The organism is Pseudomonas frederiksbergensis, from assembly GCF_000802155.2.
In the GTDB taxonomy this organism is placed as follows: domain Bacteria; phylum Pseudomonadota; class Gammaproteobacteria; order Pseudomonadales; family Pseudomonadaceae; genus Aquipseudomonas; species Aquipseudomonas frederiksbergensis_A.
In genome coordinates, this window is the sequence record NZ_JQGJ02000005.1 from 81,514 (window position 1) to 101,524 (window position 20,011).

Consider the following 20,011-nt stretch of genomic DNA (forward strand, 5'->3'; position numbering starts at 1 on the left):
TACAGGCCATAAAAGCCCAAGCCGCCTGGATCGGATCCCAGACTTGATACGTCCCCTCCTCCTGCTCCTGATCAGCCTGGCATCGAGCCCTGCCGCCTACGCCACCATCAGCGAAAGCCATGGCTATGCCCAGTTCGGCACGCTCAAGTACCCGGCCCGATTCACCCACTTCGACTGGGTCAACCCGCAAGCGCCCAAGGGCGGTACCTTGCGGGTCATGGCATTCGGCACGTTCGACACACTGAACCCCTACACCTTCAAGGGCAGCAGCCCGGTTTCCACGGCGAATTTCCTGCAATACGGCATCAATGAGCTGAACGAGCCGCTGATGGTCGGCACGGGCCAATACGCGCCGTCCGGTGATGAGCCCACCTCAAGCTACGGCCTGATCGCCCAGTCGGTTGAGTACAGCGAGGACCGCAGCTGGGTGGTGTTCAACCTGCGGCCCGAAGCGCGCTTCCATGATGGCGTGCCGATCACGGCCTATGACGTCGCGTTCTCCTACCGGACGTTGCTCAAGGATGGCCACCCACAATATCGGACCAACCTGCAGGAAGTGCTGCGGGTCGACGTTCTCAATCCGTTGAAGATCCGTTTCGTGTTCAAGCGCTCGGGCAACCCCCTGCTGATCCTGCGCCTGGGCGAACTGCCGGTGTTGCCGCAGCATTACTGGAAAGACCGCGATTTCAAGGCCACCACCTTCGAACCGCCACTGGGCAGCGGCCCCTACCGCATCACCAAAGTGCAGCCAGGCCGCCAGTTGGTGTTCGAGCGAGTCAAGGACTACTGGGGCAAGGACCTGCCAGTCAATCGCGGCAAGTACAACGTCGATCGAATGAACGTGGAGTTCTACCGCGACAGCGACGTCGCCTTCGAAGCCTTCAAGGCCGGCGAGTTCGATATCTACATCGAGCATCAGGCCAAGAACTGGGCCAACGGCTACAACTTCCCGGCGGTTAACCGGGGCGATGTGATCAAGGCGCAGATTCCCCATCGGATTCCGACCCAGACCCAGGGCCTGTTCATGAATACCCGGCGCGCCACGTTCGCCGAGATCAAGGTCCGTGAAGCCCTGGGGTTGATGTTCGATTTCCAGTGGACCAACCGCACACTGTTCAGCGGTGCCTACAAACGAACCCTCAGCTATTACCCCAACAGCGAATTCTCTGCCACTGGCCTGCCTGTCGGCCACGAATGGCTGCTGCTCAAACCTTATCGCGAGCAACTGCCGCCCCGATTGCTGACCGAGCCCTTCAGCCTGCCCGAAACCGACGGTCGCGGCATCCCACGGGAAACCCTGCGCAGAGCCTTGGGCCTGCTGAAGGAAGCCGGCTGGACGCTCCATGGCCAGCACCTGCTGAACGCCGATAGCCAACCGTTGCGCTTCGAGATCCTGCTGGTGAACCCGAACCTGGAGCGCATCCTGCAGCCCTACGTCGAGAACCTCGCCAGCATCGGCGTCCAGGCCCGCCTGCGCACGGTGGACCGCGCCCAGTACAAACAGCGCCTGGACCAGTTCGACTTCGACATGATCCTGCTGACCCTGGGCCAGACGCTCAGCCCAGGTCTTGAGCAGTGGCAGTATTTCCACTCCAGCCAGGTCGGGATCAAGGGCAGCAAGAACTATGCGGGGATCGCCAACCCGGTTGTCGACCATCTGCTGGAAAAACTGCTCGCCGCCCAGACCCGCGATGAGCAGGTCGCCGCTGGCAAAGCCCTGGACCGTGTGTTGCTATGGCAGCACTACTGCATTCCCAACTGGTATATCAATTATCATCGCCTGGCGTACCGCAACCGGTTCGCCTTTGTCACTACGCCGCCCTATACCCTGGGCTTGAGCGCCTGGTGGCTGAAATCTTCGGAGAAAGATCAATGAAGCCTATACGCGCCCTGCTCCTGCAGGCCGGCAGCCTGTTGTTCGCCGGGCTGGCCTGCGCCGCGCCGCAGCATGCCGTGACCCTGTACAACGAGCCGCCGAAATACCCGGCCGATTTCAAGCATTTCGATTATGTGAACCCCGATGCCCCCAAGGGAGGGGTTTTTCGCCAAGGCGGGTTTGGCGGCTTCGACAGCCTCAACCCGTTCATCAGCAAAGGCGTACCGGCCGACGACATCGGCCTGATCTATGACACGCTGGCCAAGCAAGGCCTGGACGAACCCTTCACCGAGTATGGCCTGGTCGCAGAAAAAATCGAGAAAGCCCCGGACAACGGCTGGGTGCGTTTCTATCTGCGCCCCGAAGCCCGCTTCAACGATGGCCACCCGGTCCGCGCCGAGGACGTGGTGTTCAGCTTCCAGACGTTGACCAAAGACGGCGCCCCGATGTTTCGCGGCTATTACAACGACGTCGCCGAAGTCATCGCCGAAGAACCGCTCAAGGTCCTGTTCAAGTTCAAGCACACCAACAATCGCGAGCTGCCATTGATCCTCGGACAATTGCCCGTCCTGCCCAAGCACTGGTGGGCCAGCCGGGACTTCAGCAAGGGCAACCTTGAAATCCCCTTGGGCAGTGGCCCGTACAGGGTCGCCGAAGTGAAGGCCGGTCGCTCGATCCGCTACGAGCGGGTGAAGGATTATTGGGGCAAGGATCTGCCGGTCAATCGCGGCTTCTACAATTTCGATGTGCTGGTCACCGACTACTACCGCGACAACACCGTGGCCGTCGAGGCGTTGAAAGCCGGACAGTTCGATTACTGGCTCGAAATGACTGCGAAAAACTGGGCCAACGCCTACAACGTCCCCGCCGTGACCGAAGGCCGGCTGATCAAGGAACAGATCCCCAACGGCAATCCCACCGGCATGCAAGGCTTTATCTACAACCTGCGCCGGCCGATCTTCCAGGATATGCGGGTGCGCAAGGCCTTGAGCCTGCTGTTCGATTTCGAATGGACCAACAAGCAACTCTTCAACGGGGCCTACGCCCGTACCCGCAGCTACTTCGAGAATTCGGAGATGGCCGCCACTGGCCTGCCTGGCGAAGATGAACTGGAGATTCTCGCCCCCCTGCGCGGCAAGATCCCCGAGCAGGTCTTCACCGAAGCCTTCCAGGCTCCGATGTGCGACGGCAGCGGGATGATCCGCGACCAACAGCGCAAGGCCTATCAACTGCTGCAAGAAGCCGGCTGGCGCATCGTCGACGACAGGATGGTCGATGCCCAGGGCAAACCGGTAGTGCTCGAATTCCTGCTGGCCCAAACCGACTTCGAGCGGGTCCTGCTGCCGTTCAAGCGCAACCTGAGTGACCTGGGCATCGAACTGGTGATCCGCCGCGTCGATGTATCCCAATACATCAATCGCGTGCGTTCCCGGGACTTCGACCTGGTAGTGGGCAGCTTCCCGCAATCCAGTTCGCCGGGTAACGAACAGAGAGAGTTCTGGATGTCCGCCGCGGCCGACAAGCCTGGCAGCCGCAACACCATGGGCCTGAAAGACCCAGCCGTCGACCAGTTGGTAGAACAGTTGATCAACGCCGATTCGCGCAAGAGCCTGGTGGCACACGCCCGGGCGCTCGACCGAGTGTTGCAGTGGGGCTACTACGTGATTCCCAACTGGCACATCAAGACCTGGCGCGTCGCCTATTGGAACCACATCGGCCATCCGAAAGTCACGCCAACCTACGACATCGGCACCACCACCTGGTGGGTCAAGCCGGAGATCAAGCCAGCCGATGAAGTAGAGAAGCAGGTCATCGAGCAGCATATCGCCGCCCCTGCGAGCGTGGAGTAACCCGATGCTGGCCTACATTTTTCGGCGATTGCTGCTGATCATCCCGACCCTGTTCGGCATCTTGCTGATCAACTTCGTCATCATCCAGGCCGCGCCCGGCGGGCCGGTAGAGCAGATGATCGCCAAGCTCGAAGGCTTCGAAGGCGCTACCAGCCGCATTGCCGGCGGTGGTGCCGAAGTGTCGGTGGCCGGTTCCTCCTACCGCGGTGCCCAGGGCCTGGACCCGGCGCTGGTCAAGGAAATCGAACGCATGTACGGCTTCGACAAGTCGGCGCCCGAACGCCTGTGGATCATGATCAAGAATTATGCGCGCCTGGACTTCGGCGACAGCTTTTTCCGTGACGCCAAGGTCATCGACCTGATCAAGGAAAAGATGCCGGTGTCCATTTCGTTGGGGCTGTGGAGCACCCTCATCATGTACCTGGTTTCGATCCCCCTGGGGATCGCCAAGGCCACGCGGCATGGCAGCCATTTCGATGTCTGGACCAGCTCGGCCATCATCGTCGGCTACGCGATCCCATCATTCCTGTTCGCCATCCTGCTGATCGTGGTGTTTGCAGGCGGCAGCTATTTCGATTGGTTTCCACTGCGGGGGCTGACGTCCAACAATTTCGACGAGCTGACCCTGGGGGGCAAGATACTCGATTACTTCTGGCACCTGGCCTTGCCGGTGACCGCCCTGGTGATCGGCAACTTCGCCACCATGACCCTGCTGACCAAGAACAGTTTCCTCGACGAAATCAACAAGCAATACGTGGTCACCGCCAAGGCCAAGGGCCTGACCCGCCATCGAGTGCTCTACGGCCATGTCTTCCGCAACGCCATGCTGCTGGTGATCGCCGGTTTCCCGTCTGCCTTCATCGGGATCTTCTTCACCGGCTCGCTGCTGGTGGAAGTGATCTTTTCCCTCGACGGGCTGGGACTGATGAGTTTCGAAGCGGCCATCAACCGCGACTACCCCGTGGTATTTGGCACGCTGTTCATCTTCACCCTGCTGGGATTGGTGGTAAAACTGATCGGCGACCTGACCTACACCTTCGTCGATCCGCGCATCGATTTCGAAAGCCGGGAGCATTGAGATGAACCTGTCCCCTCTCAATCGCCGTCGTTTCGAACTGTTCAAGGCCAACAAGCGTGGCTGGTGGTCGCTGTGGCTGTTCCTGGTGCTGTTCGTGCTGAGCCTGGGCGCCGAGCTGATTGCCAACGATAAGCCGCTTGTCGTGCATTACGACGACGGTTGGTACTTCCCGGCCCTCAAGCGCTACCCGGAAACCACCTTCGGCGGCGAGTTCCCGCTGGAGGCCAACTACAAGAGCCCGTACATCCGCGAGTTGCTGGCGGCCAAGGACGCCTGGGTGTTGTGGGCGCCTATTCCGTTCAGCTACCAGAGCATCAACTACGACTTGAAAGTCCCGGCCCCGGCACCGCCCTCCTCGGTGAACTGGCTCGGCACCGACGACCAGGGCCGCGATGTGCTGGCCCGGGTCATCTATGGCTTTCGCATCTCGGTGCTGTTCGCGCTGACGTTGACGATACTCAGCTCGATCATCGGCGTGATCGCCGGTGCCCTGCAGGGCTTCTATGGCGGCTGGGTGGATCTCGCCGGCCAGCGCTTCCTGGAGATCTGGTCCGGGTTGCCGGTGCTGTACCTGCTGATCATCCTCGCCAGTTTCGTCCAGCCGAACTTCTGGTGGCTGCTGGGCATCATGCTGTTGTTTTCCTGGATGAGCCTGGTGGACGTCGTGCGTGCCGAGTTCCTGCGCGGGCGCAACCTGGAATACGTGCGCGCCGCACGGGCGCTGGGCATGCAGGACGGCGCGATCATGTTCCGCCACATCCTGCCCAATGCCATGGTCTCGACCATGACGTTCATGCCGTTCATCCTCACGGGCGCCATCGGCACCCTCACCGCCCTGGATTTCCTCGGCTTCGGCCTGCCGGCGGGCGCGCCGTCCCTGGGCGAATTGGTGGCCCAGGGCAAATCCAACCTCCAGGCGCCCTGGCTGGGCATCAGCGCTTTCGCGGTGCTGGCGATCATGCTGAGCCTGCTGGTGTTCATCGGCGAGTCCGCTCGCGATGCCTTCGATCCGAGGAAGTGATATGAACCAGGACAACCTGATCGAAGTACGCGACCTGGCGGTGGAGTTCATTGTCGGCGAACGCCGCCAGCGGGTGGTCGAGGGCGTCAGTTTCGACATCAAGCGCGGCGAAACCTTGGCCCTGGTGGGCGAAAGCGGCTCGGGCAAATCAGTCACCGCCCACTCGATCCTGCGCCTGCTGCCCTACCCGCTGGCCCACCACCCCACAGGGACCATCCAGTATTCCGGCCAGAATCTGCTGGAGTTGAAGGAAAAAACCATCCGCCACATCCGCGGCAACCGGATCGCGATGATCTTCCAGGAACCGATGACGTCCCTGAACCCGCTGCACTCCATTGAAAAGCAGATCAATGAAGTGCTCGGCATCCACAAGGGCCTGAGCGGGAAAGTCGCCACCCGCCGTTCCCTCGAACTGTTGGAGCTGGTCGGCATCCCCGAACCGCACAAGCGCCTCAAGGCCTTGCCCCATGAGTTGTCCGGCGGCCAGCGCCAGCGGGTCATGATCGCCATGGCCCTGGCCAACGAGCCGGAACTGTTGATCGCCGACGAACCGACGACCGCGCTGGATGTCACCGTGCAGCTGAAAATCCTCGATCTGCTCAAGGATTTGCAGGCGCGCCTGGGCATGTCGCTGCTCCTGATCAGCCATGATTTGAACCTGGTGCGAAGAATTGCGCATCGCGTATGTGTCATGCAGCGCGGTTGCATCGTCGAACAGGCATCGTGCGCAGAGTTGTTCCGCGCACCGCAACATCCGTACACTCGGGAATTGCTGGCCGCCGAGCCCAGCGGCAACCCGGCCAACAACGTCGTCGGTCCGCCATTGCTGGAGGTCGAGGACTTGAAAGTCTGGTTTCCGATCAAGAAAGGCCTGTTCAAGCGCACGGTGGATTACATCAAGGCCGTGGACGGGATCCGCTTCAGCCTGCCCCAGGGCCAGACCCTGGGCATCGTTGGCGAGAGCGGTTCCGGCAAGTCGACATTGGGGCTGGCGATCTTGCGGTTGATCGGCAGCCAAGGCGGGATCCGCTTCGAAGGCAACGCCCTGGACAGCCTGACGCAGCAGCAAGTCAGGCCGCTGCGCCGGGAGATGCAAGTGGTGTTTCAGGACCCGTTCGGCAGCCTGAGCCCGCGGATGTGTGTCAGCCAGATCGTCGGCGAAGGGTTGCGGATCCACAAGATCGGCACCCCGGCCGAACAGGAACAAGCGATAATCGCGGCATTGAAGGAGGTAGGCCTGGACCCGGAGACCCGGAACCGCTACCCCCATGAATTTTCCGGAGGGCAACGGCAACGTATCGCCATTGCCCGGGCCCTGGTGCTCAAGCCGGCGTTGATTCTGCTGGATGAACCGACGTCGGCCCTGGACCGTACCGTGCAACGCCAAGTGGTGGAGCTGTTGCGGTCGCTGCAAACCAAGTACAACCTGACGTACCTGTTTATCAGCCATGACCTGGCTGTCGTCAAAGCGCTGAGCCACCAACTGATGGTGGTCAAGCATGGCCAAGTGGTCGAACAAGGTGATGCCCGCAGCATATTCGCCGCGCCGCAACACCCCTATACACAGCAGTTGCTGGAGGCCGCCTTCCTGGCCCCAACAACTGCCGAATAACCTGAAAGAGGAGCAACACATGGGTTTTCTCGCCGGTAAGCGCGTACTGATCGTCGGTGTCGCCAGCAAGCTGTCCATCGCATCCGGCATCGCTGCCGCCATGCATCGCGAGGGCGCTGAGCTTGCGTTCACTTATCAGAACGACAAACTCAAGGGTCGTGTCGAAGAGTTCGCGCAAGGCTGGGGTTCGAGCCCTGAGCTGTGCTTCCCATGCGACGTGGCCAGCGACGAAGAAATCGCCAAGGTCTTCGAAGAATTGAGCAAGAAGTGGGACGGCCTGGACTGCATCGTGCACTCCGTGGGCTTCGCCCCGGGCGACCAGCTGGACGGCGACTTCACCGAAGCCACCACCCGCGAAGGCTTCCGCATCGCGCACGACATCAGCGCCTACAGCTTCGTGGCCCTTGCCAAGGCCGGTCGCGAAATGATGAAAGGCCGCAACGGCAGCCTGCTGACCCTGTCTTACCTGGGCGCCGAGCGCACCATGCCTAACTACAATGTCATGGGCATGGCCAAGGCTTCCCTGGAAGCTGGCGTTCGCTACCTGGCCGGCTCCCTGGGCCCGGATGGCACCCGCGTGAACTGCGTATCGGCCGGCCCGATCCGCACCCTCGCCGCCTCCGGCATCAAGAACTTCCGCAAGATGCTGGCCGCCAACGAAGCGCAAACCCCGCTGCGTCGCAACGTCACCATCGAAGAAGTCGGCAATGCCGGCGCCTTCCTGTGCTCGGACCTGGCGTCGGGCATCAGCGGTGAAATCATGTACGTGGACGGCGGCTTCAACACCACCGCCATGGGCAACATCGAAGAGTAAATCTTCACGCTGCACCCAACGCCGCTTGGCCTGCAAAGGCCAAGCGGTTTTTTTATGCCTGCACCAGCTGCCCAACCGACAGATCCTGAAAACACGCCTCAAGAAACTCGACGCACACCCGCAGCTTCGCCGACTGACTGAGCCGCGTCGGATAGACCGCCCAGACATTGGCACTCTGCGAATAAGCCGGCAGGACCTGAACCAGCCGCCCCTGCTCCAACAGCGGCCCGGCGTCCCACATCGAGCGCAACAGGATCCCGCCGCCACTCAACGCCCACTCCAGGACAATCTCACCACTGTTGGAGGACAACGGGCCGCCGACGCGCACCGTCTCCGGCTGCCCATCCTTGCTCAAGGTCCAGATACCGAAGGCGTTATCGCGCTCCTTGAGCACCAGGCAATCATGATCCTTGAGGTCATCCAGCGAATGCGGCGTGCCCCGTCGTCGCAAATATTCAGGGGATGCGCAGAGCACTCGCCGATTGCTCACCAGCTTGCGCCCCAGATGCTGGCCCGGCAGGTCATCACCTACGCGGATCTCCAGGTCGAACCCTTCGCCGACGATATCGACAACACGGTCAAACACGTCCAGGCGGATGTCGAGCCCTGGATACGTCTGGGACAGTTTGCCGATGGCCGGCGCGACATGATTGCGGCCAAACCCGAAGCTGCTGCAGATGTGCAATGAGCCGGTGGGCTGATGCCGAGCCCGAGCGATTTCGCCGACAAATTCATCGAAATCACCCAACAATTTTTCCGCCCAGACCCGCACGCGCTCGCCATCGTCGGTCAAGGCGATGCGTCGGGTCGTGCGGTGCAGCAGCCGGGTCGACAGCGTCGACTCCAATACCGAAATACGCTTGCTGATATAAGCCGGCGAGTAACCCAACGCCTCGGCGGCACTGGCAAAGCCGTTTTTCCGGACAACGGCCAGAAACACCTTGAGGTCTTCCGGCAACGGTAATTGATCACGACTTGTGTTCATCGACGCTACCACAGCCCTATTCTTCGCAATTTCGCGAAGAATAGCACTGAAGTGGCCCGGCTCAATTGCCGTATTTGCCGAGCAATTTGAGCGTCACGCCGTTGGTCCAGCCGAAGCCGTCCTGCAATTCATATTCGCCGCCTCCTCCGCCGCTGCCTTGTCCGGACACGTCGTATTTCTCCACCAGCTTGTCTTCCTTGCCATAGAGGTCCTGGACCTGTTGCAGGAAGCGGCTGCCGATCTCCCGGGCCAGGCCAGTTTGCCCGTAGCGCTCCAAGCCTTCGACTGCGACCCACTGCAACGGCGCCCAGCCATTGGGCTCGTCCCATTGCTGGCCGTTATTCACCTGGGTGGTGGCGATGCCGCCGGGACGCAACAAGCCTTGGCGCACCGCGTCGGCGGTACGATCGGCACGCTCGCTGGAAGCCAGGCCTGTATAAAGCGGGAACAGCGTCGCGGCAGTGAGCGCCGGGCGCTGGCGGTCCTGCTGCCAATCGTAGTCCACGTAGTAGCCGCCATCGGCATTCCACAGATGCGTCTCGATGGCTCGCTGGCGTTGCTCGGCGCGTTGCCCATAGGCCTGGGTGCACGGCGTGTTCCGTACCGTTTCACAAGCCTTGGCGATGGTGCGCTCCAGGTGATACATCAGGCTGTTCAAGTCCACCGGCGCGATGGAGGTGGTGCGGATGGTCGCCAGGGTCTTATGATCCCCCAACCAACGGGAGCTGAAATCCCAGCCGCTTTCGGCACCTGCGCGCAAGTCGCGCCAGACGTCTTCCTTGGGTCTGTCGGCTGCCTGTTCAGCCGTCTTGACGTCCTGCAACCACGACTCCTGGCGAGGCGTGGGGCTGGCATCCCAATAGCGGTTGAGCACGCTGCCGTCGGCAAGCTTGACGACATGGCGCCCGGCCTCACCCGGCTTTAGCGTTTGCGCACCTTCCATCCAGTAGGCGTATTCCTTTTGCAATTGCCCAAGGTAGCGTCCGTAAGCCTGCTCACCCTCGATGTGCGCCTGGAGCTCGACCATGTAGGCGAAGAAAGGCGGCTGCGACCGACTCAAGTAGTAGGTGCGATTGCCGTTGGGAATGTGGCCGTAGGTGTCGATCATGTAGGCGAAATTGTCGGTCATCTGGCGAACCTGCGCCCGATTGCCGCTTTGCTCCAGACCCAGCATGGTGAAATACGAATCCCAGTAATACATTTCCCGGAAACGACCGCCGGGCACCACATACGGCTGCGGTAATGGCAGCAGGCTGCTGTATGGCGGGACTTGGGTGTAGGTTCGGCTGAGCACTGGCCAGAGGTTGTCGATGTGCTCCTTGATCGGCGCACCGGGTTTGGGCGTCGGACTTTCAGCCTGGCCGGATTCGATGAAGTTGTCCTTTACGAAGGCGCCGAGATCGAAATCCGAGCTGTCGCGACGTGCCAGGTAATCGGCACGAATCTGCGCGGGATCGCGCTTGGGCAGCGCGTCGACGAAATGTTTCTGGTCCGTGAACAACTGTTTGCCTTGCACCGCTTCAAACAACTCGGGGTACGCCTGGTCGGGCGGCAACGGGGTGCGACTCTGCGCCTCCTCGTAGCTCCAGGTCGCGGACGGTTGGCTGGAACACGCGGCGCAGAGCAGCGCGGTGAGGGATAGGCTGGCGAGATAAACAGAACGCATCTGAGACTCCTTGATGTGGACACTTCCTACAGAAATGACTGACGGAAATGAGCCACGGTTCACTCGGACTTCCTTTCCTCACTTCGATGGAACCCCTGTTTCACCCCCGCTCTCTATCGCAGAACCAACAGAGCGGAGGTGTTGATCATGATTTCCCCGGCAACCGGCATGAGGGCGGGCGAACGCTACGCCGTCGAGAGCGTCGAGCGAGCGCCGCATTTCCCCGGCTTCTTCCTCGATGGAAAGTATTACCTGGGCCCTGAACTGAACACGTCAGTGGGCTGGCTGGAGGGCGAGAAGTTTATCTATGACCAGCTTGATCCGGAGGGCGAGCCGGTTTACCCCGACAGGGTCGCCGGCACCATCGAAGACCTGACGCTGATCATGGCGGACGGCGTGCGCCTGAAGCTGACGCCCATGCGGCCCGAGATCGACCAGCCTGCAGGCGGAACCGCCTCCAACCGTGAAACCAAGTCGTATCCCTTGGCGGAAAAACTCGTTGTCATCACCGGCGCTTCCAGCGGGATCGGCCGTGCCACCGCGCAGGCGTTCGCCCGGCAGCGCGCACGCCTGGTGCTGGCGGCACGCGACCGTGCCGCACTCGATGAGGTCGTCGCACAATGCCAGGCAGAAGGAGCCAACGCGCTGGCGGTGTGCACCGACGTTACCAGCAGCGAGCAGATGCAAGCGCTTGCCGCCGAAGCCGCGACGTTCGGTGACGGTCGCATCGACATCTGGATCAACAATGCAGGCGTGGGTGCGGTGGGCGATTTCGAGCAAACGCCGCTGGAAGTCCATGAGCAGGTCTTGCAAACCGATTTGCTCGGTTACCTGCGTGGCGCGTACGTGGCCTGGCCGTATTTCAAGAAGCAAAAGCGCGGCATCCTGATCAATACGCTGTCGCTGGGCAGTTGGGTCGCCCAGCCCTACGCGGCGGCTTATTCGGCGAGTAAATACGGGTTGCGTGGTTTGTCCGAAGCCTTGCGCGGTGAACTGGGAGAATACCGGGACATCCACGTCTGCGACGTCTATCCCGCCGTCATCGATACGCCGGGCTTTCGCGATGGCGCCAACTACACCGGCCACGCGCTCAAGCCACCGCCTCCGGTCTACGACCCGCATCGCGTCGCCGAGGCAATGGTCAGTTGCGCCCTCAATCCCAAGCCCACCACCACCGTCGGCAGCGCGGCGGTACTGGCGAGAGCGGCACACTTTCTGTTGCCAGGATTCGCACAACTGTCCGGCTGGCTGACGCGCCGGGGCCTGAACCGCAGCCCGGCATCGGCCACCTCTGCAGGCAATCTGTTCGCCCCACCCAGCGGCCAGCGACGCGTGGAGGGCGGTTGGCGCAAGCCGACGCGGCGACCCACTCCCTTGCTGGTGGCGGGTGCCGCGTTATTGATTGGCGGATGCCTGGTTGCGTTGGGGCGTGAGCGTGGTCGAGGCTGATGCGGTCTGGGGTTGGATCAGTCCAAGCCCGAACGGAACGCTTCGACCTTGAGCCCGAATCGGCTCATCTTGTTGTACAAACCGCCACGGGATACGCTCAGCTGCCGGGCGGCCAGGCGGATATTGCCTCGCGTGTCCCTGAGGGCTGCGATGATCGCATTCATTTCATGGGTGCCAAGATCCACGGCCGCTCGGGGCGCGGGAGCAGGGTGCCGGGCCGATGGCTGCCCTCCCTGCCTGATTTCCAATGCAAGGTCGTTCGCCTGGATCAGCTCGGTGGCAGCCAGGTTGGTCGCCCGCTCGATGACATTTTCCAGCTCGCGGACATTGCCCGGCCAGTGGTAGGCGCCCAAAAGCTCCAGCGCCTCGGGTGACAGGTCGCGCATGGGTTTTCGCAGCGACCGGGCGCAACGGGCCAGAAAGTGCCGCGCCAGCATCGGCACATCTTCAAGGCGCATCCGCAGCGGGGGCACCGTCAGGCCCAGCACGTTGAGTCGATAGTAGAGGTCCTCGCGAAAGGCGCCTTCGGCCACCGCCTGGCTCAGGTTGCGGTGAGTCGCGGCAATGATGCGAACGTTGACCCGCAACGATTTTTTCGCCCCCACGCGGGTGACTTCGCCTTCCTGCAGGACGCGCAGCAAGCTGACTTGGGCATCGAAGGACATGTCGCCGATTTCGTCGAGGAATATCGTCCCGCCATCGGCCAGCTCGAACTTGCCCGCCGAGCCGCCGCGCGTCGATCCGGTGAATGCGCCTTCGACGTGGCCAAACAGCTCGCTCTGTACCAGGTCCCGGGGAATGGCCCCGCAGTTGACCGCCACGAAAGGCCCACCGCGACGCTCGCTGGCATTGTGGATGGCCTGGGCGAACAGCTCCTTCCCTGTGCCGCTTTCTCCAAGGATCAGGGTGGTCGAGTCGCTGCGGCTGGCGATTCGGCCCAAGTGCAACGCGTCCTGGATGGCGCGGGAGCGGCCCTGGATGGTTTCGAAGGTGTAGCTGGCCTGGGTGCCGATGATGCGCCGGGTGATCTCGCGAATGCGCCGGTTTTCACGCAACGAAACAATACGACCGCCCTGCTCCAGGGGACAGACCGACACCAGGCAGGCCAGGTGGCTGCGATCGTGCAGCTCGAACGTGCAATCCAGGTCCCTCACCCCTTCCCCGGCGCTGCGCAGGATTTCACCGCTCAGTTCGGTCTGCCCCAGGCTCTGGAACGGCTTGCCCAGCCAGGCAGGGTCGACACGAAACAACTGCCGGGCGTAATGGTTGAGGGCCTTGATGTCACCGTTTTCGTCCAGCACCACCAAGCCCTCGTTGAGCACTTCCAGGACCGTTTGTTGCTCTTCGAGCAACGCATGTAGCGTCATTTGCCGGGAGACGGCTTCGGCCGCAGCCTGGACGGTGCCCAGGGTGTGGAAGTGAAACCAGCCGGGTTCGGCGGTCAACGTCAACATCGCCAGCGTTCGTCCGTGGGAATCGCGGATGGGCGCGGCGGCGCAATGCATATGCCGTTGGCGCAGGCCGGCGCCGAAATTTTCCCCGGCCAGCACGTACACCAGGCGGTCCTCAACCAGCGCCAGCCCGGTGCAATTGGTGCCCTGTACCGACTCCAGCAATCGACTGCCGATCGGCGTGAGGTCCAAGCCACAGAAATACAACGTGGTGCCTTCAGCATCGGTCAGGTTGATATGCCCGTTGGGGTTGTAGGCCAGCAAGCCGCGCATGACCTGCGCAGCAGCGGCAATCAACAATCGATTCGCCGCCAACGTCGCGGTCAACTCAGCGGGCACGACGAAACGGTACTCGCCGTCTTGCGGGTCGAGCCCGGCTTCGACGCTGCGCCGCCAGGAATTCCAGATCACTTGCCTGACACCGGGAGGACGCTCGGTGACGCCCTTCAAGCAGGCTCGCCAAGCCTCATCCAGCGCCGGGGTTGAACCGCCATTCAACGACGCGGGGCCGAGGGCGGTCAGGTAGTCACGGTCTTCAACGTCCAAGGCCATCGGCTGTGCATTCATGACGAGCTCTATGTTCATATTTTCGACATGTCAGTATAGACATGTCATCCAAATGAACATCTCCACGTTCAGCAAGCCGATAAACTCCAGTATTTTCAAGACGTTATAAACTGGCACAGCCCTTGCTCCCATCGGTGTACCGACAACGAGTCGCGAACAACAATAAAAGGGAGTCATTCCATGAGCATGTCAAAAACCATCCGCCTGGGTCTTATCGGTGCCGGTCGCATGGGCAGCTTTCACGGCCTGACCGCCGCTCGCCACATCCCCGGCGCATGCCTTGGCGCCATTGCCGACCCCACGCCTGGCCAGGCCGCGAAGCTGGCGACGGAATTGGCTGTCGAGAAGGTCTACACCGATCCAAGAGACTTGCTGGATGACCCGGATATCGACGCCGTACTGATCGCCGCGCCGGCCCGCAGCCACGCCGAACTGGTGGTCAGCGCGGCGCAGGCGGGAAAAAGCGTGTTCTGCGAAAAACCCATGGCCATCACCCTGGATGAGGCCGACCGCGCCATTGCCGCCACAGCCGATGCGAGGGTGACGCTGCAAGTGGGCTTCAACCGGCGCTTCGCCAAGAGCTTTCGCACCGCACACCTGGACGTGGTTGCCGGCCGAATCGGTACGCCACAACTCCTGCGCTCGTTGACCCGAGATCCGGCATTGAACAACCCCGCCGCCTCGCCGCAATGGGTGATTTTCCTGGAGACGCTGATTCACGATTTCGACACCTTGCGCTACCTCAATCCGGGTGCCGAAGCGATCGAGGTGTTCGTCATGGCCAACGCGTTGATCGCGCCGGATTTCAAACACAAAGGCTTCCTCGACACCGCAGTGGTCACGATCCGATTCGACAACGGCGCCATCGCCACCGCCGAGGCCAATTTTCAGGCGGTGTACGGCTACGACGTCCGTGGCGAAGTGTTCGGCAGCGCCGGCATGCTGACCATGGGCAGCGTCAACGACGGCGATTTGCTGCGCTACCTGGCCAATGGTGTCCAGGCCGACACCCAGCGCATGGACACCGACTTGCTGCGTGACGCCTACGTGGCCGAGCTCAACCACTTCGTCGATTGCGTGCGCAGCGGTGAAAAGCCCCTCGCCAGCGGTGAAGACGCCCGGGCCGCGCTGGCGATCGCCCGCGCCTGCATCGAGTCGTTCCAACAAGGCAAGGCGGTGCGTGTGCAAGGAGCGCTTTCATGAGTGTCATACCGTTCAAGCTGGCGGTCAGCGCCGAGATGGTGTTCCTCGACCTGCCCTTTGTCGAACGCGTCAAACGCATCCATGCGCTGGGCTTCAGCGTCGAGATCTGGAACTGGACGACCAAGGACATCCAGACCCTTGCGGCAACCGGCGCTGACTTCACCTCCATGACCGGCTACATCGCGGGCAACCTGACCGACCCCGAAGACATTCGGCAACTGCTCGACAGCGCCCGGGAATCCTTAGGCATAGCGGCGCAATTGAATTGCCCGAGCCTGAACCTGCACGGCACCGGCCTGGGTGACCGGGGTCTGCCGGTCAAGCCCGTTGGCCAGGCCACCGGCCGCATGTGGCTGAGCGCCTGCAAGACCCTGGAAAAAATCGCCCGCCTGGGTGAAGACGCCGACCGGGTGTTCCTGCTGGAAAATCTCAACACTGAAGTCGACCATCCGGGCACACCGTTCGCCCGCGCCGACGACACCCTGGCGCTGATCGAAGCCGTGGGCAGCCCGCACCTGAAAATGAACCTGGACCTCTATCACGCGCAGATCGGCGAAGGAAACCTGATCGAACTGATCCAGCGCGCCGGCGACGCCATCGGTGAAATCCAGGTCGCCGATGTGCCTGGTCGTATGGAACCCGGCACCGGCGAAATCAACTATCCGGCGATTGCCAGGGCCCTGTCCAACATGGGATACCGCGGTGTCGTCGGCCTCGAAGGTTGGGCCAGCGGCGACAGCGAGCCGGCGCTTGAGCGCTTCAGGCAGGCCTTCACGCTGGATAGATGAGGCCCGTGCCAGCACTTCTCGATGACGTTCACTTCATAACAACAAAAGGAAACCCATCATGCGTCGTTGCACACTGCTGTTCACCACGCTACTCCTGTTTTTCAGCCAATGGGCCGCCGCCGACTATCGCATCGGTGTCAGCATCGCCAGGGTCGACGATAACTTCATGACCTATGTGCGCAACGGCCTGGACGAGGCCGCCAAGAAAGATGGCGTCCAGATCCAGTTCGAGGACGCCCAGGGCGATGTGGTTCGCCAGCTCAACCAGGTCCAGGGCTTCATCAATCAGAAAGTGGATGCCGTGATCGTCCTGCCAGTCGATACCTCGGCCACGGCCAATATCACCCGTGCGGCGGTCGAGGCGAAGACGCCGCTGGTCTACGTCAACCGTCACCCGGACGAACGCACCCTGCCCAAAGGCGTGGTCACGGTGGCGTCCAATGACATCGAGGCCGGCCAATTGCAGATGCGTTACCTGGCCGAAAAACTCGGTGGCAAGGGCAACCTCGCGATCATCATGGGCGACCTTGCGCAAAACGCCACCCATGACCGCACCGAAGGGGTCAAGCAGGTGCTCAAGGACTTTCCAGGCATCAAGGTTGTCGAGCAGCAGAGTGCCGAGTGGCAGCGCAACAAAGGCATGGACCTGACCAGCAACTGGCTGCTCGCCGGCAGCCGTTTCGATGCCATCGTCGCCAACAATGACGAGATGGCCATCGGTGCGGCCATGGCGTTGCAACAGGCCGGCAAGGGCAAGGGTGAAATCGCGATTGTCGGCATCGACGGCTTGCCTGACGGCCTGGCGGCGATCAAGCGCGGGATGCTGGTCGCCTCGGTGTTCCAGGACCCCAAGGCCCAGGCGACCAGCGCGGTGCAGGCAGCCCTGAAGATGATCAAGGGCGAGCCGGTGGAAGCTGAGGTGTGGGTGCCCTTCCAGTTGATCAAGCCTGAACAACTGGCGGTCTTCGAGCAGCGTTACAAGTAGCAACCACGGCGACAGCGCTGGCCGGTTTGAAGGGCCAGCGCTGGATCAAGCGATGTGCAACGCCCTGCCCTTGGTCTCGGCGAGGGCATTGTTCAATGCCACCCGGAACAGTTCGACCAGCACATCGATCTCTTCGGCCTGGATGATCAACGGCGGCAGGAATCGCACCACGGCGCCGTGACGCCCGCCCAGCTCCAGGATGACCCCCAGGCGCAGGCATTGGCGCTGGATGGCCTGGGCCAATGCCGTATCCGCCGGGGGAACCCGGCTGTCGCTCGGTATGTCGCTGACGACTTCCACGCCCACCATCAATCCCCGGCCACGCACCTGGCCCAGGCAAGGGTAATCACCCTGCAACTGGCGCAGTTGCTCCATCAGGCGCTGCCCCATGATGTCGGCGTGCCCTGGCAGGTTTTCGCTGATGATATGACGCAACGTTGCAGCACCCGCAGCCATCGCCATCTGGTTGCCACGGAACGTGCCGGCATGGGAGCCAGGCTTCCAGGTGTCCAGCTCCTCGCGGTAGACCATCACGGCCAATGGCAGCCCGCCGCCGATGGCCTTGGAAAGCACCAGGATGTCCGGCTCGATGTCGGCATGCTGGAACGCAAACAGCTTGCCGGTACGACCCAGGCCGGTTTGCACTTCATCGATGATCAGCGCCACACCATGTTGGCGCGTCAATTGACGCAAGCCCTGGAGCCAGCGTACCGGTGCCGGGATCACCCCACCCTCGCCCTGCACCACTTCCACGACCACCGCCGCCGGTGGCAACACGCCCGATTCCGGATCGCTCAGCAGCTGTTCGATGAAGTGCAGCCCGGCGTCGATGCCGGCTTCACCGCCGATGCCGAACGGGCAGCGGTAGTCATACGGGTATGGCAGGAACTGCACGTCCGCCATCAACGAGCCCAGCGCCTGTTTCGGCCCCAGGTTGCCCATCAGGCTCAATGTCCCCAGGGTCATGCCATGGTAGCCCCCGGAGAACGTGAGGATCGGCTTGCGCCCGGTGGCGATCCGCGCCAGCTTCAGGGCCGCCTCGATGCCATCGGCACCGGTCGGTCCGCAGAACTGGATGCGCGCGTGGCGGGCGAAGTTCTCCGGCAACGCATTGAACAAGTCTTCGACGAATCGATCCTTGACCGGCGTCGTCAGGTCCAGGGTGTGCAGGGGCAAACCGGAATCGAGCGTCTGGCGCATGGCGGCAATGGCCACCGGGTGGTTATGGCCCAGCGCCAAGGTGCCCGCGCCGGCGAGGCAATCCATGAATAATTGGCCCTGGGTGTCGCGCACATAAAGCCCATGGGCTTCCTGCAGGGCCAGCGGGATGCGTCGCGGATAGGAACGCGCATTCGATTCCCGGGCCGCCTGGCGTTGCAGGTACGGGTTGGTATTGAGTTCGCGAGGCGCCTGGTGGCGGAACTGCTCCAGCGTGAAGGTGGCGCTGGAGGATGAACGGGGCTGGACACTTTCCATTTTGACTCCCTGAAATGAGAACGCGGTCGCGGGCGATCAGCCCTGTCCTTGTGCCTGCATGGCCTGGCGCAGGCTCAGCGGGCGCATGTCGGTCCAGACTTTCTCGATGTAGGCCAGGCACTCTTCCTTGCTGCCCTGCATGTCCACGGTGCGCCAGCCAGCGGGCACGCTGCGGTAGTCCGGCCAGATCGAGTACTGCTCCTCTTCGTTGACGACAACCAGAAACCGCGTATCCGGGCTATCCAAACTCATTGCTTGCTCCTTGACTGGCATGACGGGAAAGGTCGCTACGATACAATACTAATGGTAGCGATTCTCATTAATATTTTAAAAAACTTATGTTGCTCGCCTGTTTCAGCGTCGGCGAACAGTCGCAAGACGCTGGTGTGCTGTTTATACTTCGCCCCCTCTGGACGATAACCCCTCTCAATTCGCGGTCACGGATGAGTCAATGATTCCCAGCCTTGCTCCGCTGTTCACCGGGCCGCTCGTGGCCTTCGAAGAAAAGCTGCAGCTGCGCAGCCAGCCCCGCACCGATCTGCCGGCGGAGCTGTTCTTCCAGCGCGAGACGTTCAATGACTTCGTCGACGAGCTGCTGGCGCGCTACCAGACCGATGAACGCCTGGCGCTGGTGTCACTGTGGTCCAAGTGGTATTTCAGTACCTTCCTTGCGCCGGTGATGGCCGCCAACCTCCTGCTGCAACGGGACCTGCCGCTCGCCCTGAACGACGTCGGCTTGAAACTCGGCGACGACGCCCGGCCACAGGCCTTGCATCTGCGCGACGCCGGGCAACCCCTGCCTCGATGCACGGCCTTCGAACGGTTCCAGACGCTGATCGAACAGCATCTGGAACCGGTCATCGACACGCTGGCAAGCGTCAGCCGCGCTTCGCCCCGTTTGTTCTGGAGCAACGCCGGCAACACCTTCGAATTCGTCTCCACGCGGATCGACCTGCATCCGCTGGCAAACCCCGACAGCACCCTGCCCGCCCGGGAAATCCTCACCGCCCGCCTGCGCCCCGATGGCCGGCGCAACCCGTTGTTCGCCCCCGTGCGCTACCACGACATCGGCGAGGACGAGCCGCAGCGCCTGCGGCGAATCTGCTGCATCCGCTACCGCCTTCCCGGCGTCGGCTATTGCAGCAGTTGCCCCCTCGATGAATGCAAACGGCAGGATGCGGACGCCTGAG

At 62.0% G+C, this 20,011-nt stretch carries 16 protein-coding genes; 11 read left to right on the forward strand and 5 right to left on the reverse strand.

The window, feature by feature from the left end:
* The first annotated feature begins 46 nt into the window (after nt 1–46).
* Genes JZ00_RS11585 through fabI form a run of 6 tightly spaced genes read left to right on the forward strand, consistent with a single transcriptional unit; the run spans nt 47 to nt 8,251 of the window.
* Nucleotides 47–1,876, forward strand: coding sequence for an extracellular solute-binding protein (locus JZ00_RS11585; protein ID WP_162488969.1), 1,830 nt, complete (start codon nt 47–49; stop codon nt 1,874–1,876).
* Nucleotides 1,873–3,726, forward strand: coding sequence for an extracellular solute-binding protein (locus JZ00_RS11590; protein ID WP_039589924.1), 1,854 nt, complete (start codon nt 1,873–1,875; stop codon nt 3,724–3,726). The genes JZ00_RS11585 and JZ00_RS11590 overlap by 4 nt, the downstream gene beginning before the upstream one ends.
* Nucleotides 3,727–3,730: 4 nt before the next feature.
* Nucleotides 3,731–4,804: a microcin C ABC transporter permease YejB gene (locus JZ00_RS11595; RefSeq protein WP_039589923.1), complete on the forward strand. Its 1,074-nt coding sequence runs from the start codon at nt 3,731–3,733 to the stop codon at nt 4,802–4,804.
* A 1-nt stretch (nt 4,805) separates the two neighbouring features.
* Nucleotides 4,806–5,825: an ABC transporter permease gene (locus tag JZ00_RS11600; RefSeq protein WP_039589922.1), complete on the forward strand. Its 1,020-nt coding sequence runs from the start codon at nt 4,806–4,808 to the stop codon at nt 5,823–5,825.
* A gap of 1 nt (nt 5,826) precedes the next feature.
* Nucleotides 5,827–7,437, forward strand: a complete 1,611-nt coding sequence (locus JZ00_RS11605; RefSeq protein ID WP_039589921.1) for an ABC transporter ATP-binding protein — start codon at nt 5,827–5,829, stop codon at nt 7,435–7,437.
* Nucleotides 7,438–7,456: 19 nt separating this feature from the next.
* Nucleotides 7,457–8,251 carry an enoyl-ACP reductase FabI gene (gene fabI / locus JZ00_RS11610; protein ID WP_003202751.1) on the forward strand — a complete coding sequence of 265 codons (795 nt, stop codon included), beginning with the start codon at nt 7,457–7,459 and terminating at the stop codon, nt 8,249–8,251.
* A 52-nt stretch (nt 8,252–8,303) separates the two neighbouring features.
* Here the strand turns inward: fabI and JZ00_RS11615 are convergent, their stop codons facing one another.
* Both JZ00_RS11615 and treA read right to left on the reverse strand, forming a co-directional pair.
* On the reverse strand, nt 8,304–9,236 hold the full coding sequence (locus tag JZ00_RS11615) for a LysR substrate-binding domain-containing protein (protein ID WP_039589916.1): 933 nt from the start codon (nt 9,234–9,236) through the stop codon (nt 8,304–8,306).
* Nucleotides 9,237–9,297: 61 nt separating this feature from the next.
* A complete protein-coding gene (treA, locus tag JZ00_RS11620; protein WP_039589915.1) occupies nt 9,298–10,902 on the reverse strand; it encodes an alpha,alpha-trehalase TreA in 1,605 nt (534 codons plus the stop codon).
* 147 nt (nt 10,903–11,049) lie between these two features.
* Between treA and JZ00_RS11625 the strand changes: the two genes are divergently transcribed.
* A complete protein-coding gene (locus JZ00_RS11625; RefSeq protein ID WP_039589914.1) occupies nt 11,050–12,351 on the forward strand; it encodes an SDR family oxidoreductase in 1,302 nt (433 codons plus the stop codon).
* 17 nt (nt 12,352–12,368) lie between these two features.
* Here the strand turns inward: JZ00_RS11625 and JZ00_RS11630 are convergent, their stop codons facing one another.
* Nucleotides 12,369–14,369: a sigma-54-dependent Fis family transcriptional regulator gene (locus tag JZ00_RS11630; RefSeq protein WP_039589913.1), complete on the reverse strand. Its 2,001-nt coding sequence runs from the start codon at nt 14,367–14,369 to the stop codon at nt 12,369–12,371.
* A gap of 180 nt (nt 14,370–14,549) precedes the next feature.
* On the opposite strand from JZ00_RS11630, the gene JZ00_RS11635 reads away from it, so the two are divergent.
* Genes JZ00_RS11635 through JZ00_RS11645 form a run of 3 tightly spaced genes read left to right on the forward strand, consistent with a single transcriptional unit; the run spans nt 14,550 to nt 17,345 of the window.
* Nucleotides 14,550–15,572, forward strand: coding sequence for a Gfo/Idh/MocA family oxidoreductase (locus tag JZ00_RS11635; RefSeq protein WP_039589910.1), 1,023 nt, complete (start codon nt 14,550–14,552; stop codon nt 15,570–15,572).
* Entirely contained in the window at nt 15,569–16,360 is a 792-nt protein-coding gene (locus tag JZ00_RS11640; RefSeq protein WP_039589909.1) for a TIM barrel protein, read from the forward strand. Before JZ00_RS11635 ends, JZ00_RS11640 begins: the two co-directional genes overlap by 4 nt.
* 58 nt (nt 16,361–16,418) lie before the next feature.
* A complete protein-coding gene (locus JZ00_RS11645; protein ID WP_039589907.1) occupies nt 16,419–17,345 on the forward strand; it encodes a sugar ABC transporter substrate-binding protein in 927 nt (308 codons plus the stop codon).
* Between the two features lie 45 nt (nt 17,346–17,390).
* On the opposite strand, the gene JZ00_RS11650 is transcribed toward JZ00_RS11645, so the two are convergent.
* Entirely contained in the window at nt 17,391–18,821 is a 1,431-nt protein-coding gene (locus JZ00_RS11650; protein WP_039589905.1) for a diaminobutyrate--2-oxoglutarate transaminase, read from the reverse strand.
* Nucleotides 18,822–18,857: 36 nt separating this feature from the next.
* The gene (locus tag JZ00_RS11655) at nt 18,858–19,073 is read right to left on the reverse strand and encodes an MbtH family protein (RefSeq protein ID WP_039589903.1); all 216 of its coding nucleotides are present in this window, start codon (nt 19,071–19,073) and stop codon (nt 18,858–18,860) included.
* Between the two features lie 199 nt (nt 19,074–19,272).
* Between JZ00_RS11655 and fhuF the strand changes: the two genes are divergently transcribed.
* Nucleotides 19,273–20,010: a siderophore-iron reductase FhuF gene (fhuF, locus tag JZ00_RS11660; protein WP_039589901.1), complete on the forward strand. Its 738-nt coding sequence runs from the start codon at nt 19,273–19,275 to the stop codon at nt 20,008–20,010.
* Nucleotide 20,011 lies beyond the last annotated feature (1 nt).

Bases quoted from the DNA above. Each gene is read 5' to 3' on its own strand.
- JZ00_RS11590 (WP_039589924.1), top strand. From the start codon at position 1,873: ATGAAGCCTATACGCGCCCTGCTCCTGCAGGCCGGCAGCCTGTTGTTC.
- JZ00_RS11595 (WP_039589923.1), top strand. From the start codon at position 3,731: ATGCTGGCCTACATTTTTCGGCGATTGCTGCTGATCATCCCGACCCTG.
- JZ00_RS11600 (WP_039589922.1), top strand. From the start codon at position 4,806: ATGAACCTGTCCCCTCTCAATCGCCGTCGTTTCGAACTGTTCAAGGCC.
- JZ00_RS11605 (WP_039589921.1), top strand. From the start codon at position 5,827: ATGAACCAGGACAACCTGATCGAAGTACGCGACCTGGCGGTGGAGTTC.
- fabI (WP_003202751.1), top strand. From the start codon at position 7,457: ATGGGTTTTCTCGCCGGTAAGCGCGTACTGATCGTCGGTGTCGCCAGC.
- JZ00_RS11615 (WP_039589916.1), bottom strand. From the start codon at position 9,236: ATGAACACAAGTCGTGATCAATTACCGTTGCCGGAAGACCTCAAGGTG.
- treA (WP_039589915.1), bottom strand. From the start codon at position 10,902: ATGCGTTCTGTTTATCTCGCCAGCCTATCCCTCACCGCGCTGCTCTGC.
- JZ00_RS11625 (WP_039589914.1), top strand. From the start codon at position 11,050: ATGATTTCCCCGGCAACCGGCATGAGGGCGGGCGAACGCTACGCCGTC.
- JZ00_RS11630 (WP_039589913.1), bottom strand. From the start codon at position 14,369: ATGAATGCACAGCCGATGGCCTTGGACGTTGAAGACCGTGACTACCTG.
- JZ00_RS11635 (WP_039589910.1), top strand. From the start codon at position 14,550: ATGAGCATGTCAAAAACCATCCGCCTGGGTCTTATCGGTGCCGGTCGC.
- JZ00_RS11640 (WP_039589909.1), top strand. From the start codon at position 15,569: ATGAGTGTCATACCGTTCAAGCTGGCGGTCAGCGCCGAGATGGTGTTC.
- JZ00_RS11645 (WP_039589907.1), top strand. From the start codon at position 16,419: ATGCGTCGTTGCACACTGCTGTTCACCACGCTACTCCTGTTTTTCAGC.
- JZ00_RS11650 (WP_039589905.1), bottom strand. From the start codon at position 18,821: ATGGAAAGTGTCCAGCCCCGTTCATCCTCCAGCGCCACCTTCACGCTG.
- JZ00_RS11655 (WP_039589903.1), bottom strand. From the start codon at position 19,073: ATGAGTTTGGATAGCCCGGATACGCGGTTTCTGGTTGTCGTCAACGAA.
- fhuF (WP_039589901.1), top strand. From the start codon at position 19,273: ATGATTCCCAGCCTTGCTCCGCTGTTCACCGGGCCGCTCGTGGCCTTC.